20 protein-coding genes and 1 tRNA gene are annotated in these 15482 nt (G+C 63.1%); 17 read left to right on the forward strand and 4 right to left on the reverse strand.

The genetic code is table 11. The annotated features are described in order from the left end of the window. Window positions 1-229 precede the first annotated feature (229 nt). From ACSQ84_RS28935 to ACSQ84_RS28955, 5 genes are read left to right on the forward strand one after another with little or no spacing between them, the layout of a single operon-like run. Window positions 230-415: a hypothetical protein gene (locus tag ACSQ84_RS28935; RefSeq protein ID WP_436215127.1), complete on the forward strand. Its 186-nt coding sequence runs from the start codon at window positions 230-232 to the stop codon at window positions 413-415. Between the two features lie 11 nt (window positions 416-426). Further along, entirely contained in the window at window positions 427-627 is a 201-nt protein-coding gene (locus tag ACSQ84_RS28940; RefSeq protein ID WP_436215128.1) for a hypothetical protein, read from the forward strand. A 24-nt stretch (window positions 628-651) separates the two neighbouring features. After that, window positions 652-858: a hypothetical protein gene (locus tag ACSQ84_RS28945; RefSeq protein WP_436215129.1), complete on the forward strand. Its 207-nt coding sequence runs from the start codon at window positions 652-654 to the stop codon at window positions 856-858. Window positions 859-892: 34 nt separating this feature from the next. Further along, entirely contained in the window at window positions 893-1159 is a 267-nt protein-coding gene (locus ACSQ84_RS28950; protein ID WP_436215130.1) for a hypothetical protein, read from the forward strand. Window positions 1160-1208: 49 nt separating this feature from the next. Then, window positions 1209-1439, forward strand: a complete 231-nt coding sequence (locus ACSQ84_RS28955) for a hypothetical protein (protein ID WP_436215131.1) — start codon at window positions 1209-1211, stop codon at window positions 1437-1439. A gap of 55 nt (window positions 1440-1494) precedes the next feature. Here the strand turns inward: ACSQ84_RS28955 and ACSQ84_RS28960 are convergent, their stop codons facing one another. The 3 genes from ACSQ84_RS28960 to ACSQ84_RS28970 all read right to left on the reverse strand — a co-directional run bounded on the left by ACSQ84_RS28960 (window position 1495) and on the right by ACSQ84_RS28970 (window position 3672). Beyond that, a complete protein-coding gene (locus ACSQ84_RS28960; RefSeq protein ID WP_436215132.1) occupies window positions 1495-1872 on the reverse strand; it encodes a hypothetical protein in 378 nt (125 codons plus the stop codon). 505 nt (window positions 1873-2377) lie between these two features. Then, the gene (locus ACSQ84_RS28965) at window positions 2378-2929 is read right to left on the reverse strand and encodes a PIN domain-containing protein (protein ID WP_436215133.1); all 552 of its coding nucleotides are present in this window, start codon (window positions 2927-2929) and stop codon (window positions 2378-2380) included. Beyond that, window positions 2926-3672 (reverse strand): hypothetical protein, encoded by a 747-nt coding sequence (locus ACSQ84_RS28970; RefSeq protein WP_436215134.1) that lies wholly within the window; start codon window positions 3670-3672, stop codon window positions 2926-2928. The genes ACSQ84_RS28965 and ACSQ84_RS28970 overlap by 4 nt, the downstream gene beginning before the upstream one ends. Window positions 3673-4120: 448 nt before the next feature. Here ACSQ84_RS28970 and ACSQ84_RS28975 point away from each other — a divergent pair, with 448 nt between their 5' ends. After that, window positions 4121-4885 (forward strand): Crp/Fnr family transcriptional regulator, encoded by a 765-nt coding sequence (locus ACSQ84_RS28975; protein ID WP_436215135.1) that lies wholly within the window; start codon window positions 4121-4123, stop codon window positions 4883-4885. Window positions 4886-5028: 143 nt separating this feature from the next. Here ACSQ84_RS28975 and ACSQ84_RS28980 read toward each other — a convergent pair. Then, window positions 5029-5103, reverse strand: a tRNA-Thr gene (locus ACSQ84_RS28980). 281 nt (window positions 5104-5384) lie between these two features. Here ACSQ84_RS28980 and ACSQ84_RS28985 point away from each other — a divergent pair. From ACSQ84_RS28985 to yacG, 11 genes are all read left to right on the forward strand, one after another. Continuing rightward, the gene (locus tag ACSQ84_RS28985; RefSeq protein WP_436215136.1) at window positions 5385-5636 is read left to right on the forward strand and encodes a hypothetical protein; all 252 of its coding nucleotides are present in this window, start codon (window positions 5385-5387) and stop codon (window positions 5634-5636) included. A gap of 79 nt (window positions 5637-5715) precedes the next feature. Continuing rightward, window positions 5716-7425, forward strand: a complete 1710-nt coding sequence (locus tag ACSQ84_RS28990) for an FAD-dependent oxidoreductase (RefSeq protein WP_436215137.1) — start codon at window positions 5716-5718, stop codon at window positions 7423-7425. Between the two features lie 372 nt (window positions 7426-7797). Further along, window positions 7798-8307 (forward strand): hypothetical protein, encoded by a 510-nt coding sequence (locus ACSQ84_RS28995; RefSeq protein WP_436215138.1) that lies wholly within the window; start codon window positions 7798-7800, stop codon window positions 8305-8307. Between the two features lie 122 nt (window positions 8308-8429). Continuing rightward, window positions 8430-9254 (forward strand): alpha/beta fold hydrolase, encoded by an 825-nt coding sequence (locus ACSQ84_RS29000; protein ID WP_436215139.1) that lies wholly within the window; start codon window positions 8430-8432, stop codon window positions 9252-9254. Between the two features lie 358 nt (window positions 9255-9612). Beyond that, window positions 9613-10902 (forward strand): UDP-N-acetylglucosamine 1-carboxyvinyltransferase, encoded by a 1290-nt coding sequence (murA, locus tag ACSQ84_RS29005; protein ID WP_436215140.1) that lies wholly within the window; start codon window positions 9613-9615, stop codon window positions 10900-10902. Between the two features lie 118 nt (window positions 10903-11020). Then, entirely contained in the window at window positions 11021-11476 is a 456-nt protein-coding gene (locus ACSQ84_RS29010) for a DUF2948 family protein (RefSeq protein WP_436215141.1), read from the forward strand. 336 nt (window positions 11477-11812) lie between these two features. Next, window positions 11813-13108 (forward strand): histidinol dehydrogenase, encoded by a 1296-nt coding sequence (hisD, locus tag ACSQ84_RS29015; protein ID WP_436215142.1) that lies wholly within the window; start codon window positions 11813-11815, stop codon window positions 13106-13108. Beyond that, complete coding sequence (locus ACSQ84_RS29020; RefSeq protein ID WP_436215143.1) at window positions 13105-13608, forward strand: UPF0262 family protein; 504 nt, start codon at window positions 13105-13107, stop codon at window positions 13606-13608. The genes hisD and ACSQ84_RS29020 overlap by 4 nt, the downstream gene beginning before the upstream one ends. Window positions 13609-13662: 54 nt before the next feature. Next, complete coding sequence (locus tag ACSQ84_RS29025) at window positions 13663-14130, forward strand: low molecular weight phosphatase family protein (protein ID WP_436215144.1); 468 nt, start codon at window positions 13663-13665, stop codon at window positions 14128-14130. A gap of 328 nt (window positions 14131-14458) precedes the next feature. After that, the gene (locus ACSQ84_RS29030; protein ID WP_436215145.1) at window positions 14459-15082 is read left to right on the forward strand and encodes a Maf-like protein; all 624 of its coding nucleotides are present in this window, start codon (window positions 14459-14461) and stop codon (window positions 15080-15082) included. Then, the gene (yacG, locus tag ACSQ84_RS29035) at window positions 15072-15305 is read left to right on the forward strand and encodes a DNA gyrase inhibitor YacG (protein ID WP_436215146.1); all 234 of its coding nucleotides are present in this window, start codon (window positions 15072-15074) and stop codon (window positions 15303-15305) included. Before ACSQ84_RS29030 ends, yacG begins: the two co-directional genes overlap by 11 nt. The last annotated feature ends 177 nt before the right edge of the window (window positions 15306-15482 follow it).

Raw genomic sequence — 15482 nt, forward strand, 5'->3', positions numbered from 1 at the left:
GATCACGGCGATGCGGTCCGAGCATTTCGGAAATGAGGACGCCGCAATTTTGCGTTCCGTTCGCACCCCGTGCCGACGATAACTCGTCGGAGAGCGAAACCTTGCGCGGCAATTTGTTGCACGGGCATTTTCACGGTCGCTTTCAGGCACTGACCTCTCCGCGAAAAGGTGGCCTCAGGAACATCGTTTGTCCCCATGCGTTTTATTTTGTCGGATGGGAGACAAGCACATGACCAGCAAACTTCCGCCTGTGCCTCCGCAGAATCGAAGCCCGAAGGGAACCGGCGACGACAAGCAGATGGTTCGCGATCAAGCCCCGCATGGCAAGCAGCGTGCGCAAAACACCGAGGAACGGGGCGATCAGGGCAACATCAAGCAGAACACGACCCACCAGGGATATCAGCAGGACCGATAAGGAACAGCGCGATGTCGACATCCACCAAGACGCCAAACAGCATACGCCAGGGTGGTCCAGGCGCTTCTCACGAGAATGCGAAAGCGGAACTGGAGATCAAGAAACCGCCAGCCGACAGCAGCCAACGCAAGCATAGCAAGGTCTCGGGAGGCGGCGGCGAACGGGACATTCATCACACCCGGCATCCTGCCGGAAAAGCCGGAGGCGAGTGATTGCACATGAGCAGACATTCAAAAATGAAAACGCCGAGCGATAGAGACCTGCGAACCAATCCGATGATTGGAGGTTCGAAGGGCACAAATCTGGCGGGGGCCAGCCCGGACGACCTCGAGGACTCGCAAGGCGTCAACACCATTGAGGGCGATCTGGAAAACGACCCGAATGCCGCGGGAGGCATCGACAAGAGTGAGAGCCGCGCCGGCGCCAGGCCCAAGCGGCGATGAGGGGGGACAAACAGACGCATGATCGGAGGCCGATATGCAAGGCAAGAAAACCCACGAACAGCAGCGTCGCATTCTGGAGCGAAAGTCGGACGTGCCGGACGCGCGGCGAACGGCGGAAGAGGCCGCGAACCGTGCCGGACAGGACACTACGGTGCACAAGGCCAGAGCGGGCGTGAGGCAGAGTGAATTCCCGGTAAGTCGCGGCGGTCTCAACCAGGAGAGCGATCACAACAAGCACAACAATCCCGGCCAAAGCGGCCACGCGCCGCAGCAGCCCGGACCGGCCGAACAGAAGCAGTGAGCCGGAGATCAGCTACGCGTCCAACGCAAGGAGAGAGCGATGCCCAACGATGCCCAACAAGGGAAGCAAAAAGCAGGTTGGCGCAGGCGCGCACGGCAAGGGCGCCGGGGCAGGCGCCAACACCGATGTTGCAAAGGAGAAGATCGGCGACAACATGGTGCTCAGCAACCGCGACAAGTCCCAGCACTCGGATCAGCGCGGGATGGACAGCAAGCATATTCAGAACGAGCAACTGCAGGATCATTCGGCAAATCGGCTTCGGGACGACGCCGCAGAATAACGTGTTCGCGCCGATAGGGCGGGCCGCGGCCATACGAAGCATCGAAAGAGAGTTGCTACTTGATGGTTGCGTTCACGGTAATGACCGACGTGCCGGACGCCGTCGGCCCCTTGCCCGTGGCCTTGATGGCAAACGTATCGCTTCCCTTGTATTTGGCCTTTGCCCGGTATTCGTAGGTGGACACGTCGAGCTTCTTCAACTTGCCGCGGGCCGGCTTTTGCGAAATCTCGGAACTGCTCACCGTGCCGCGGATCCGGATCGGAAACTGGCAACTCTCCCCGGGCGCGATGTCAATATAGCCCGTCGAGTTCTCGCCCCAATCGGCGAGCGTCATCGACGTCGAACAGTCAGGAGCAGCCCGCGCCGGAGACTCGGGCATCAGGCTCGTGGCTGCAACGATCAGCGACAACGCAGCGACTTTGGACAACCGCATAGTCAACTTCCCCATTTTCATGCAAACCCGTTCAAGGTCTCCCGCGTGAGGGCTATCATAATCCGGAATTGGACGCGCGCGTGGCGTGTGGAGCAGCTGAGCGATGCCGAATTGAGGGGTATCGCGATGGGCGGTCAGCAAACCCGCGTCACAATCGCCGAGCCCTCTGATCCTCGATCGTCGTTAGCGGATCGCGGCTCAAAACCGTTTACGGCCACCACGCTGGTCGATCTGCTCAGGGCCGTCGGATAAGCGATTGCTCGAAAGCTGATCGAGATGGCAGTCGGGACAGAATAGAGGGCAGGTGCGCGGAGATCTTTGAGCGCGGCGACGTCTCGCTTGAGGCAAGAGGTAATGCCAGGAATGGTGCTGCTAGACAGGATTGAACTATCGAAAAAGGCATCTCTTCCACTGAAATCGTTGAATTTTTTCGCTTCACCACGCGCGCCCGCTGCAGGGTCCCATCGTTAGCGCCGAAAGCAGTTGTCATCTCGAGAAAGCGACCTTAGCTCCATCGCCCAAAGTCAGGATTTGACGAATAAGCCTCTTGCTGCGCCTCGAACATGTCGCCCTGTGATTTGGCGACGGGAAGCGGCAGTGAGGCGATACCCAGCACCTGCATTCTGGGACTCGCCAACTTCGCGATGTCTCCATCATCCGAATAGATGATCGTTGCATTCTCCACTCTGGCAATGGCCACGATCTGCTCGTCGAACTTGGCTTTTGTTCGGTTCGTGGTGACCTTTCCCAACCGCGCTGCGTGCATCGCCGCGTATTCAACCGCAGCCATCGCGTCAAACGACGAGACCCGAAAGTGCTTCGATGAAGTCAAATCGCGGAGCAACTCTGGCGCAGCTTGCTGCGCCTTTACAAGCACCTCGCCGAGCGCCAGGGTTGGAATGATGATCTTCGCGTTCTCCTTCTGAAGGGTGAGTAGGAGATGATCGAGCCGTTCTTTGCAGTTTTTTACAGCTTGCCCAGTGGCCGGATCTATGGGAGGCGGTGCATTCTCGTCGATGATGTAGATGAGAACGGTGGCGTCCAGGGCGACGATCACTGAAACTCTCCATCATCACGCCGCTGCTCGATAAGGAACCGCACGGGGTCCGGCACTTCATTCCACTGGCTCCCGCCGATCTTGCGGATGTTGCGCACAACTTCCGTCAGGGGTTCGTCGCCGAGCAACTCGAAGTCCGTGATCTTGAAACTCTTCAGCTCCCAAATCCCGTCTTCGCCCCGAAACCATGTGCCGGTCCCGTGTACGCGCACAACGGGGCCGAGGAGATGTTGGGCTATGCGCCGAGCAATCTCTGGCGTGGCGTGAAGATGCGTATGGATGGTGTCCGTATCGCGAAGGTGTACCGGGACCGTGTCATCAGAGCCACCAACCCGAATGACCTGTCCGTCAAGTGTACCGTCCTGCTTGAACGGGCCAAACACGATGGGTTCGGGGCGTTCGCGTCCGGGAAAAGGAATAACGATGCCGTATTCCTCACTGAGCAAACATCCTGTGGCACCGTCGCGGCGTAGCATCTCATCAATGTCGCTGTACGCCTTCAGCGCGTCTTTTGGGCCGAAGCCCGCTGGCAGACCCCTTATCCGATCAACCACCGACGCCCTTGCGTCATCGTCAATCCGCGCGACCACAATGGCCGACCCGCTCTCAATGTCCGCGAAGTGAACGCTCTTGGACTTACCAAGCAACTTGGCCAACGCGCCCAGATACTCCGCCAACCGATCCATGGGAAAGGTGTCGGGGGTCATGTCGCTCTCGATGCGAAGGCGGTACTCGGCGGCCATGGCCCGGTTCTCTCAGTCCCAGCCTAGATAATACAACGGCGTCTTTGACTAATCGTTACGGAACAAAGATAGAACAACTGCGATTAGCTGACAATCGTCGAATTTTACCATCGCGCAAAAACACTGATCGGGCCACGTATACCCTACGGACAGCCCGTATCGGCGGGTCGCCAGCAACTACGAACTGGTGGCAGGCCCCTTGGCGGGAACTTTGACCAGCGGGGCACTGGCGTCGAAGCGGTCCCGCCCGATCACCTGCCGCCTCAAGGGTTCGCCTTACCTTTACTGGCATGGCGCGTTAAGGTACTCAGCAAGGATCGTATCCACGAAGGCCGTTCAAAGCCGGCACGATGAAAGTGGAGTTAGTGTCGGCGCAGCGCAGAAGACATTCCTGCCAAAGACATTCCAGGAGAGCTGCGTGTTCTTCTGAGGTCAGAAGTCTCTCGTGATGAGACGTCCGGCGAGCGCCGGTAATCGTCTTCTCGCCGCGTTGCCGGCGGCAGACCTCGCGTTGCTCGCCCCTCATCTCCAGAAGGTGTCGCTTGAACAGGACGCCGTGGTGACACGAGAGGGAGATCGACGCGACCATGTTTATTTTCCCCATAGCGGTGCCATCTCCTTCATGCTCGGCCTGCCGAACGGAGAAACGATCGCAACTGCGGTAATCGGGCGCGAGGGAGCGATCGGCGCATTATCGGTGCTGGGACCCTCTTTCATGTCGTCCGTGACCGCGGTCGTGCGGGTGCGCGGCACCGCATCGCAAATCTCCGTGTCGCGGTTTCATGCAGCCTACATGAAGAGCGGCGCCATCAGACATGTGGTCGAGGCGCACACGAGATCGATACTCATGCAATTCCAGCACGTCTCGGCCTGCAACGGACTGCACTCGGTCGAGGCCCGCATGGCCCGGTGGCTGCTTCACCTGCACGATCGAACCGAGCACGACAATGCCCTGCCATTAACGCAGACGACGCTTTCGCAGTTGCTCGGGGTACGACGAACGACCGTGACGCAGGTGATTGCCAAACTCCGCGCCTTGGGTGCCATCAGATCGGTTCGGCGAGGCCTGGTCGAAATCGACAGGGTGCGGCTCGAGGAAGCAACGTGTGAATGCTACGACATCATACGCAGTGCAACCGATCGGATCGTCCCGCATGAAGTCGGGGGGGCGCACCCGCATTTTGTGTCGGCCGACAAACTCCACGGTGTATGATCGTCTTCCACCTTGCATGACGTGGTCATTGGACCAGTGCGGTGGCCGCTGATCCTTTGGCAGCTTGGCCAGGATCGCTTGAACATCGGCCGGCTCAGCGTGAAATGCTCGGTCGTTCGGCAACTTGCCGATGCTGAAAGGGCTGGTGCTGCCAGACAGGATTGAACTGTCGACCTCTCCATTACCAATGGAGTGCTCTACCACTGAGCTACGGCAGCATGCCCGGTATTCAAGAATCGGCCCGAAAGGCCCCTACAGGCGGGCGGTTCTTGCCACAAGGGCCCCGCTGGCGCAAGCACGCGGCGGGGCCGGGAAGGGCCCAAAACGCGCAAAAATCGACGCGTAAGCGTTTCGGCGAACCGGATACCAGCTTTGCTGCTTCAAATCGGGCCAACTCCGGGCTGATCCGGTTCCATTTCGCTCGGCGGCCTTGAGAAGCCCGGGCGGACGAATCAATCATCCGGAGAGACGATTGCGCGGCGGGTCGGCGAAACCCAATATGCCCGGAGAACAGGAGCGCCGCGACGGCGCAGGCAACAGGCCCGTCATGATGAACGATCAAGGCAAAGGCGCGGGAAAAATCAGCCCGGTTGTGAAGGATTCGCGACAGCAGCGCCTCAAGCTGGCGCTGCGTGAAAATCTCAAGCGGAGGAAGTCGCAGGCGCGGGGGCGCAGCGACGAGACGGCTGCATCTTCCGAAACGGCGGACGCCTCCCTAGATGACGCAGGCGGAGAAAAGCCCGGCCAGTAGCGGATTGGGAAAATTCCCGACCGCTCGCCGGATGGCCGGGCGCCTTGGAAAAGCGCGTTTTCTCTTTTGGGGTAACAAGATGAGTGCAGTCGACACGACAGCCGGTCCGGCGACCGGCCAACATTCTTTTGCGTTTCCGCGCCACGAGCAGACATTTCCGAGGCTGACGCCGCATGAAATCGAGCGCATGCGCCGATTCGGCGAATTGCGCAGTTTTGGGCATGGCGAGGCGCTGTTCGAGACCGGCAAGCCGGGGCCCGGCATGTTCGTGGTGCTGTCGGGCCATGTCGCGATCACGCTGCGCGACGGCCTCGGCCATGTCACGCCTGTGATCGATCAGGGCGCCGGGCAGTTTTTGGCCGAAATCGGCCAGCTCTCCGGCCGCGTCGCGCTGGTCGACGGCCATGCCGAGGGCGATGTCGAGACGCTGCTAATTCCGCCGGACCGGTTGCGCGCGCTGTTGATGGCCGAAGCCGACCTCGGCGAGCGCATCATGCGCGCGCTGGTGCTGCGCCGGGTTAGCCTGATCCAGGGCGGCGCCGGCGGCCCGGTGCTGATCGGGCCGGCCTCGCTCGGCGACATGGCGCGCCTGCAAAACTTCCTGACGCGCAACGGCCAGCCGCATCATCTGCTCGATCCCGGGACTGACAAGGATGCCGCCGATCTCGTCGAGCGTTATGCGGCGGCGCGCAGCGATCTGCCGCTGGTGGTCTGTCCCGACGGCACCGTATTGCGCAATCCGTCCGAAACATCGCTGGCGCTGGCGATGGGCATGATCACCAACCATGCGCATGACAAGCTTTACGATGTCGCCGTGGTCGGCAGCGGCCCGGCCGGACTTGCCACCGCGGTCTATGCGGCGTCGGAAGGCTTGTCGGTCGCGGTGTTTGATTCCTGCGCCTTCGGCGGCCAGGCCGGCGCCAGTGCGCGGATCGAGAACTATCTGGGATTTCCGACCGGCATTTCCGGCCAGGCGCTGGCCGGGCGGGCCTACAACCAGGCGCAAAAATTCGGCGCCGAGATGCTGATCCCAGTCTCGATCCGCTCGCTGGATTGCTCCAAGCGTGATGGCCTGTTTGCGCTGGCGACCGAATGCGGGCAGTCGCTGCGCGCCAAATCGGTCGTGGTCGCGAGCGGCGCGCGCTACCGCCGGCCCGAAATCGAAAACCTCGACGCCTATGAGGGCCGCGGCGTCTGGTACTGGGCCTCGCCGATCGAGGCCAAGCTGTGCGTCGATCAGGACGTCGTGCTGGTCGGCGGCGGCAACTCCGCCGGACAGGCCGCGGTGTTTTTGTCCGGTCATGCGCGAAAAGTCTACATGATCATCCGCGGCGGCGGCCTCGGCGCCAGCATGTCGCACTATCTCATCGAGCGCATCGAGGCGACGCCGAATATCGAATTGATCTTCAACGCCGAAGTGGTCGGCCTCGAGGGCGAGGACGCTTCGCTGCGGCGCGTGCGCTGGCGCAGCCGTCTGGCGCCGGACGATGTGCAAAGCTTCGACGTCCGCAACCTGTTTTTGTTCGTCGGCGCGGACCCCGCGACCGGCTGGCTCGAGGGCTGCGGCGTCAAGGTCGACCGCGCCGGTTTTGTTCTGACCGGCGTCCAGGGCGGCCAAAATGGCGAACGTCCGGTGCCGCTTCTGGAAACCACCGTGTCCGGCGTGTTCGCGGTCGGCGACGTCCGCTCCGGCTCGGTCAAGCGCGTCGGCGGCGCGATCGGCGAGGGCGCGCAAGTGGTGGCGGCATTGCACGGCTTTCTCGCCGATGGTTCGAAGCCGGCGTTATGAGAAATCAGATTGAGGAAGTACGCTCGCACTATCTCCGTCACCCTGAGGTGCGCGCTCTTGCGCGCCTCGAAGGGCGACGGCCACCAGCCGGGCCGTACATCCTTCGAGGCTCGCCGAACGGCGCTAAGCGCCGTTCAACTCGCACCTCCCGAGCGAACGCAAGTGCGTTCGTCCGGGGATGACGGTTGCGAAGTAGGCGATACGTAAAGCTATTGCACTTGGATGGCGACAGTCCTGCAAATCCTGCGACTTTCGTCGGTGCCTCGTGCGTTGCCGCACATGCCTGCATTGCCGCAGTTGCAACGGATGCGTGTGGCAATTTCCTCGGCTGCGTCGTAACGTTCGCCAAGTTTCCAACGAAGGGGGCGCGTCATGATACTCGGTATGAGCACGGCGACATTTGTTCTCGTCCATGTCATCATCAGTCTGATCGGGATCATTACAGGCCTCATCGTGATGTTCGGAATGCTCGGCTCGAAGCGGCAGCCGGGCCTGACCGCGATCTTTCTGCTGTTCACGATCCTGACCAGCGCCACCGGCTTTGTGATTCCGCCGCTGCTGTTCGAAAAGATCTTGCCGTCGCATCTCTTCGGCCTGCTCTCGTTGGTGCTGCTGGCGATCGCCTGCTTCGCGCTCTACGTCATGAAGCAGCGCGGCGCCTGGCGCTGGATCTATGGGCTGACCGCGCTGGTGGCGCTCTATCTCAATGTGTTCGTGCTGGTGGTCCAGTCGTTCCTGAAAGTGCCGGCGCTGCACGCGCTGGCGCCGAGCGTGCCGCCGGCCGAGCCGCCGTTCGCCATCGCCCAGGGCATCCTGCTGGTGTTTTTCGTGGTCGTGATCATCGGTGTCATCAGGCGCTACCGGCCGGCGATGGCTGCGTGATTTCGTCATTCCCGGACGACGCAAAGCTCAAACCCGAATTTTCTATCAATCATCTCCAGATTCCCGGTCCACGCTGACGCGTGTCCCGGAATGACGTGCAAGAGCAAAAAGAGGAGTTTCTAATGCCCACGATCACCACAAAAGACGGCGTCGAGATTTTTTACAAGGATTGGGGCTCCGGCCAGCCGATCGTGTTCAGCCACGGCTGGCCACTGTCATCGGACGACTGGGACACGCAGATGCTGTTCTTCCTGAACAACGGCTTTCGCGTCATTGCCCATGACCGCCGCGGCCACGGCCGCTCCAGCCAGACCGGCGACGGCCACGACATGGATCACTATGCCGACGACCTCGCGGCGGTGACGGCGCATCTCGATCTGAAGAACGCGGTTCACGTCGGCCATTCCACCGGCGGCGGCGAGGTGGTGCACTACATCGCCCGCCACGGCGAAAGCCGGGTGGCAAAGGCCGCGATCCTCAGCGCGGTGCCGCCGCTGATGGTGAAGACGCCGGCCAATCCCGGCGGCCTGCCGAAGGATGTCTTCGACGGATTGCAGGCCGCGCTCGCGGCCAACCGTTCGATCTTTTACCGCGATCTGCCGTCCGGTCCGTTCTACGGCTACAACCGGCCCGGCGCCAAACCCTCGGAGGCCGTGATCCAGAACTGGTGGCGGCAGGGCATGATGGGCGGCGCCAAGGCGCATTACGACGGCATCGTCGCGTTCTCGCAGACCGATTTCACCGAGGATTTGAAGAAGATCACCGTGCCGGTGCTGGTGATGCATGGCGATGACGACCAGATCGTCCCCTATGCCGATTCCGCGCCGCTCTCGGCCAAGCTGCTGAAGAACGGCACGTTGAAGACCTACAAGGGCTTTCCGCACGGTATGCCGACCACGGAGGCGGCAACCATCAACGCCGACCTGCTCGCCTTCATCAGGGGGTGAGCTGGGTTGAAATGAAGCTTCTGTTTAGCCGGAAGCCGGTGCTGGAGAGCGAGGATATTAAATCTCTCTAGCTGTCGTCCCTGCGAACGCAGGGACCCATACGCCGTGACGCCATTGCATTTGCACGCCGGTCGACGACTTCGTTTCAACAATGGATAACCGGGGTTAAGGGTCCCTGCGAACGCATGCGTTCGCAGGGACGACGTATCGTGACAGTGCGAGTGGAACCCCAACCCCATCAAATAGCCGCAAATTTCGAAGCGTTCTCAACAGGATCCTTTCTTTGCATGGGGTTGTTTTCGCGGTTTGTGTCTGGCCCCGTAGCCCCTATACTTCGCCCATAGCAAAAGGGTTTGGCATGGACCGCATCCGGATTGTCGGCGGAAGCCCGCTCAACGGCACCATCGCGATCTCGGGCGCGAAGAACGCCGCGCTGCCGCTGATGATCGCGGGGCTGCTCACCGAGGAAACCCTGGTGCTCGACAACGTGCCGCGGCTCGCCGATGTCGCGCAGCTGCAGCGCATCCTCGGCAACCACGGCGTCGATATCACCGCGGTGGGCAAGCGGCCCGGCGACGGCGCGTATCAGGGCCAGACCCTGCATATTTCGGCGGCGGACATCATCGACACGACAGCGCCCTATGAGCTGGTGTCGCGGATGCGCGCCAGCTTCTGGGTGATCGCGCCGCTGCTGGCGCGGATGCACGAGGCGAAGGTTTCGCTGCCGGGCGGCTGCGCGATCGGCACGCGGCCGGTGGACTTGCTGATCATGGCGCTGGAGAAACTCGGCGCTGACCTTGCCATCGATGCCGGCTATGTGGTCGCCAAAGCGCCGGGCGGCCTGCGCGGCGCGGCCATCGATTTTCCCAAGGTGACGGTCAGCGGCACCCATGTCGCGCTGATGGCGGCGGCGCTGGCCAAGGGCACCACGGTGATCGGCAACGCGGCCTGCGAGCCCGAGATATCCGATGTCGCCGACTGCCTGAACAAGATGGGCGCGCGGGTCGCGGGTGCCGGCACGCCGCGCATCGTCATCGAGGGCGTCGAAAAGCTGCACGGCGCGCGGCATCCCGTGCTGCCGGACCGCATCGAGGCCGGCACCTATGCGATGGCGGTGGCAATGACCGGCGGCGAGGTGCAACTGGCCGGCGCGCGGCCCGAGCTGCTGCAATCGGCGCTCGACGTGCTGACCGCGGCCGGCGCCGTCATCACGGTCAACAACGAAGGCATACACGTCGCCCGCAACGGCACCGGCATCCGGCCGGTGACGGTATCGACCGCGCCGTTCCCGGGTTTCCCGACCGACCTGCAGGCGCAGCTGATGGCGCTGATGACCTGCGCCGGCGGTTCCTCGCAGATCACCGAGACGATCTTCGAGAACCGCTTCATGCATGTGCAGGAACTGGCGCGGTTCGGCGCGAAAATATCGCTCGACGGCGAAACCGCCACCATCGAGGGCACCGCAAAACTGCGCGGCGCGCCGGTCATGGCGACGGACCTGCGCGCATCGGTGTCGCTTGTCATCGCCGGCCTTGCCGCCGAGGGCGAAACCATGGTCAACCGGATCTACCATCTCGACCGCGGTTTCGAGCGGCTGGAGGAAAAATTGTCGGCCTGCGGCGCATCCATTCAACGCATCAGCGATTGACGCGCGCATCTCGCGAAAGCGCAAAACGACGCGCGTACCATGTCTCCGGACATGATCCGGGGATCGGGGCCGGCTTTGCGATCGGGGTGCGGGCAAATCAAAGGTAAGTTTTTATCGGATGGGAACAGCTGAACAGCTCAAACTGATCGCACTCGACGCCGATGATCTCTCGGTCATCTCGGCGCATGTGCAGGACGCCCGCGTGCGGGCCTCCGACGTCGTCTGGCGGCAGGGCGAAAAGCGCCTGGTGGTCGGCATCAACCGGCTCGACTGGGAGCAGACGCTGTCCGGCGGCACCGCCCCGCGGCGGGTGCTCGCGGCGCTGCGGTTCGACCGGGTGCTGGCGTGCAAGTCGCGCAATATCGATATGGATGCGCCGGCAGCCGTGCTGGAACTGGTCGGGATCGAATTCCACCCCGGCGAGGCCCCCGGCGGCAGCGCCTTGTTGCTGTTCAGCCATGGCGGTGCCCTGCGGCTGGACGTCGAATGCCTGGAATGCGAGCTGACCGACCTCGGGGCCGACGGTCTCGGCACCAGCGATGCCAGCATCGCGCCGTCGGGGCAGGAGGTGTGAAACGCCCTTCTCGTCGTCCCCGCCTGATGCGCAATTGCGCACGGGGCGCGGGGACCCATAACCACCGATGCTTATTGGTGCACCGGGGCTGGAGCTCCAGCGTTCATAACCACACACTCCCGTAGTTATGGGTCCCCCGATGCGCAATTGCGCATCTGAGCTCAAGGCCGGGACGACGAGGAATTGGGGCTTCCAAGGGTTGACGGAGTCCTGATCCTTTGAACCATCCGGCCGTGGCGGACTCAAAGGGTTGACGACCTTGGGCCGCCGCGCCATTGAGCATAGGCGCCTTCGACCCCAAAAGCCTTTTTTACCCCAGCTCCACAGAAAGCCACCATGCCCATTCGCCTGGACAGAAGCAGCGCCGATTTCGACCAGCGCTTTGGCGCCTTTCTCGGCGCCAAGCGCGAAGCATCCGCCGACGTCGAGCGGGCAACCCGCGCCATCGTCGATGATGTCGCCGCGCGCGGCGACGCCGCCCTGCTCGAGGCGACGCGCAAATTCGACCGGCTGGATGTCGCGGCTTCCGGCCTGCGCATCTCCGCCGATGAAGTCGATACCGCGGTCAGGGCCTGCGACAGCGCAACGCTCGACGCGCTGAAATTCGCCCGCGACCGCATCGAGGCGTTTCATCGCCGCCAACTGCCGAAGGACGAGCGCTTCACCGATGCGCTCGGCGTCGAACTCGGCTGGCGCTGGAGCGCGATCGATGCGGTCGGGCTTTATGTGCCCGGCGGCACCGCGGCCTATCCGTCCTCGGTGCTGATGAATGCGGTGCCGGCCGCGGTCGCCGGCGTGCCGCGCGTGGTGATGGTGGTGCCATCGCCGGACGGCAAGCTCAACCCACTGGTGCTGGCCGCCGCACAGCTTGCCGGCGTGTCGGAAATCTACCGCGTCGGCGGCGCGCAGGCGGTGGCCGCGCTCGCCTACGGCACGGCTACGATCGCGCCGGTCGCCAAAATCGTCGGCCCCGGCAACGCCTATGTCGCCGCCGCCAAGCGCCAGGTGTTCGGCAAGGTCGGCATCGACATGATCGCCGGCCCCTCCGAAGTGCTGGTCATTGCCGACGACACCGCCAATGCCGGCTGGATCGCGGCTGATCTGCTGGCACAGGCCGAGCACGACGCCAGCGCGCAGTCGATCCTGATCACCGACAGCGAACGTCTGGCCGCCGAGGTCGCGCAGGCGGTGGAAGCGCAACTCGTCACGCTGCCGCGCGCGCAAATCGCCCGCATTTCGTGGCAGGATTTCGGCGCCATCATCATGGTGAAAAAGCTCGACGACGCCGTGGAGCTGGCCAACGCCATCGCCGCCGAGCATCTGGAGATCATGACCGCGGACGCCGAAGCGCTGTCGGCAAAAGTCCGCAACGCCGGCGCGATCTTTCTGGGGTCGCATACGCCCGAGGCGATCGGCGACTATGTCGGCGGCTCCAACCACGTGCTGCCGACCGCGCGGTCGGCGCGGTTCTCGTCTGGGCTCGGCGTGCTAGACTTCATGAAGCGCACCTCGATTCTCAAATGCGGACCGGACCAACTGCGCGCGCTGGGCCCCGCCGCGATGACCCTCGGCAAGGCCGAAGGCCTGGATGCCCATTCACGCTCGATCGGATTGCGTCTCAATTTGTCATGACCAGGCCGCCCGCAGAAGAAGATCCGCTAAACCGCATTGTCGCGGTGACGCTGGATGAGGAATCGATCGGGCGGTCCGGGCCCGACATCGAGCACGAGCGCGCGATCGCGATCTACGATCTGATCGAGCAGAATCTGTTCGCGCCGGAGAGCGCGGAGCAGGGCCCGTTCACGCTGCACCTTGCGATTACCGGCAACCGGCTGGTGTTCGACATCCGCCGCGAGGACGGCACGCCTGTGGTGGCGCATCTGCTGTCGCTGACGCCGTTCCGGCGGATCGTGAAGGACTATTTCATGATCTGCGACAGCTATTACCAGGCGATCCGCACCGCGACCACCGACAAGATCGAGGCCATCGACATGGGCCGCCGCGGCATCCATGACGAGGGCTCGCGCACGCTGCAGGAGCGGCTGAAGGGCAAGGTGCGGGTCGATTTCGAAACCGCGCGGCGGCTGTTCACGCTGATCTGTGTCTTGCACTGGAAGGGGCAGGACGCATGATCATCGAGCAGTGCTCCGAGAAGGTCGCTCCCCAAACAAGAGAAGCTTGACCGCATGGAGGCGCCGCCCCGCGCGCGCAATCCGCAGGCCGTGCTGTTCGCGTGCGGCCTGAACAGCGTGCGCTCGCCGATGGCCGAAAGCCTGCTGCAGCAGATGTTTCCGCAGGCGCTCTATGTGAAGTCGGCCGGCGTCAAGAAGGGCGAACTCGATCCGTTCGCGGTCGCCGTGATGGCCGAACTCGGCCAGGATATTTCCACCCACAGACCGATGACCTTCGAGGAACTCGAGGATTGGGAAGGGCTCAATTTCGACCTCATCATCACGCTGTCGCCGGAAGCGCATCACAAGGCGCTGGCGCTGACGCATACGCTGGCCGCCGACGTCGAATACTGGCCGACACCGGATCCGACCGACACCGAAGGCAGCCGCGCGCAGAAGCTGCAAGCCTATCGCGACGTCTGCGACGGGTTATTGCTGCGCATCCGCAAGAGGTTTTCGAAAGCGGGTGCGACGAGTGAGTAGCCGTCGTTCCTGGGCAAGCAGGAACCCATACGCCGCGGCGGATGTGATTTAGGACGATGGCTGTGCCCTTCCTTCCCTCTCCCGCTTGCGGGGGAGGGTGCCGAGCAAAGCGAGGCGGGTGGGGGCTCTCTCCACGAGTCGTATCGCGGTGAGAGCCCCCACCCCAACCCTCCCCCGCAAGCGCGGGAGAGGGAGCGCACCGCGCCCAGCATCGACAGGATTTTCCACGCCACCTCAACCACTTGCCCCCCGGTTGTGAAAACCACGCCCTTCCGATAGGTTCCGCGCGCATTCGCCCCCTCGATTCCTCTGCCTTCCAAAAATCAGCATGCTTGGCCGTCCCAAATTCGTTCTCGCCTCTGGTTCGCCGCGACGGCTCGGCCTGCTCAACCAGGCCGGCATCGAGCCCGACGCGCTGCGTCCCGCCGACGTCGACGAGACCCCGAAGCGGGGTGAACTGCCGCGCGCCTGCGCCAACCGGCTGGCGCGCGCCAAGGCCGATGCCGCGCTGAAATCGGTGCAGCTTGACGACGAGCTGCGCGGTTCCTTCATCCTCGCCGCCGACACCGTGGTCGCGGTCGGCCGCCGCATCCTGCCGAAGGCCAATCTGGTCGACGAGGCCTCGCAATGCCTGCGGCTGCTGTCGGGCCGCAACCACCGCGTCTACACGGCGATCTGCCTGGTAACGCCGAAGGAAAGCTTTCGCCAGCGCCTGATCGAGACCCGCGTGCGCTTCAAGCGGCTCAACGAGGACGACATCCAGACCTATATCGGCTCCGGCGAATGGCGCGGCAAAGCCGGCGGCTACGCGGTGCAAGGCATCGCCGGCTCGTTCGTGGTCAAGATGGTCGGCTCCTACACCAACATCGTCGGCCTGCCGCTCTATGAGACCGTCACACTGCTCGGCGGCGAAGGCTTTCCGATCCGCTTTGGCTGGTTGAATGCCAGCTGAGCCGCCGAAAGATGCGGGCGAGGAGTCCGGCCGGGAGAAGTCCGCATCGGAGGCACCGTCGAAGCCTTCATCGAAGCCTTGCCCGGAATGCGGCAAGCCCGCCGAGAACCCCAAAACCCTGCCGTTCTGCTCCTCCCGCTGCCGCGACGTCGACCTGAACCGCTGGCTCTCCGGCCGCTACGTGATCCCCGGCAAGGAGAATCAGGGCGAAGACGAGGAGTAGGCGATCTTTGGTTGAGGCGGCCTATCGGCGGCCTCGCTTAACCTCTCCCGCTTGCGGGGTCGAGACGAGCGAAGCTCGCTCTTAGGTCGGCACGCGCAAGCGTGCCGGGTGGGGCTCTCTCCATACGAAGGTTCCGACTCGCGGCAACACCCCCACCCCAACCCTCCCCCGCAAGCG

The organism is Bradyrhizobium sp. LjRoot220, assembly GCF_964252915.1.
Taxonomy (GTDB): Bacteria; Pseudomonadota; Alphaproteobacteria; order Rhizobiales; family Xanthobacteraceae; genus Bradyrhizobium.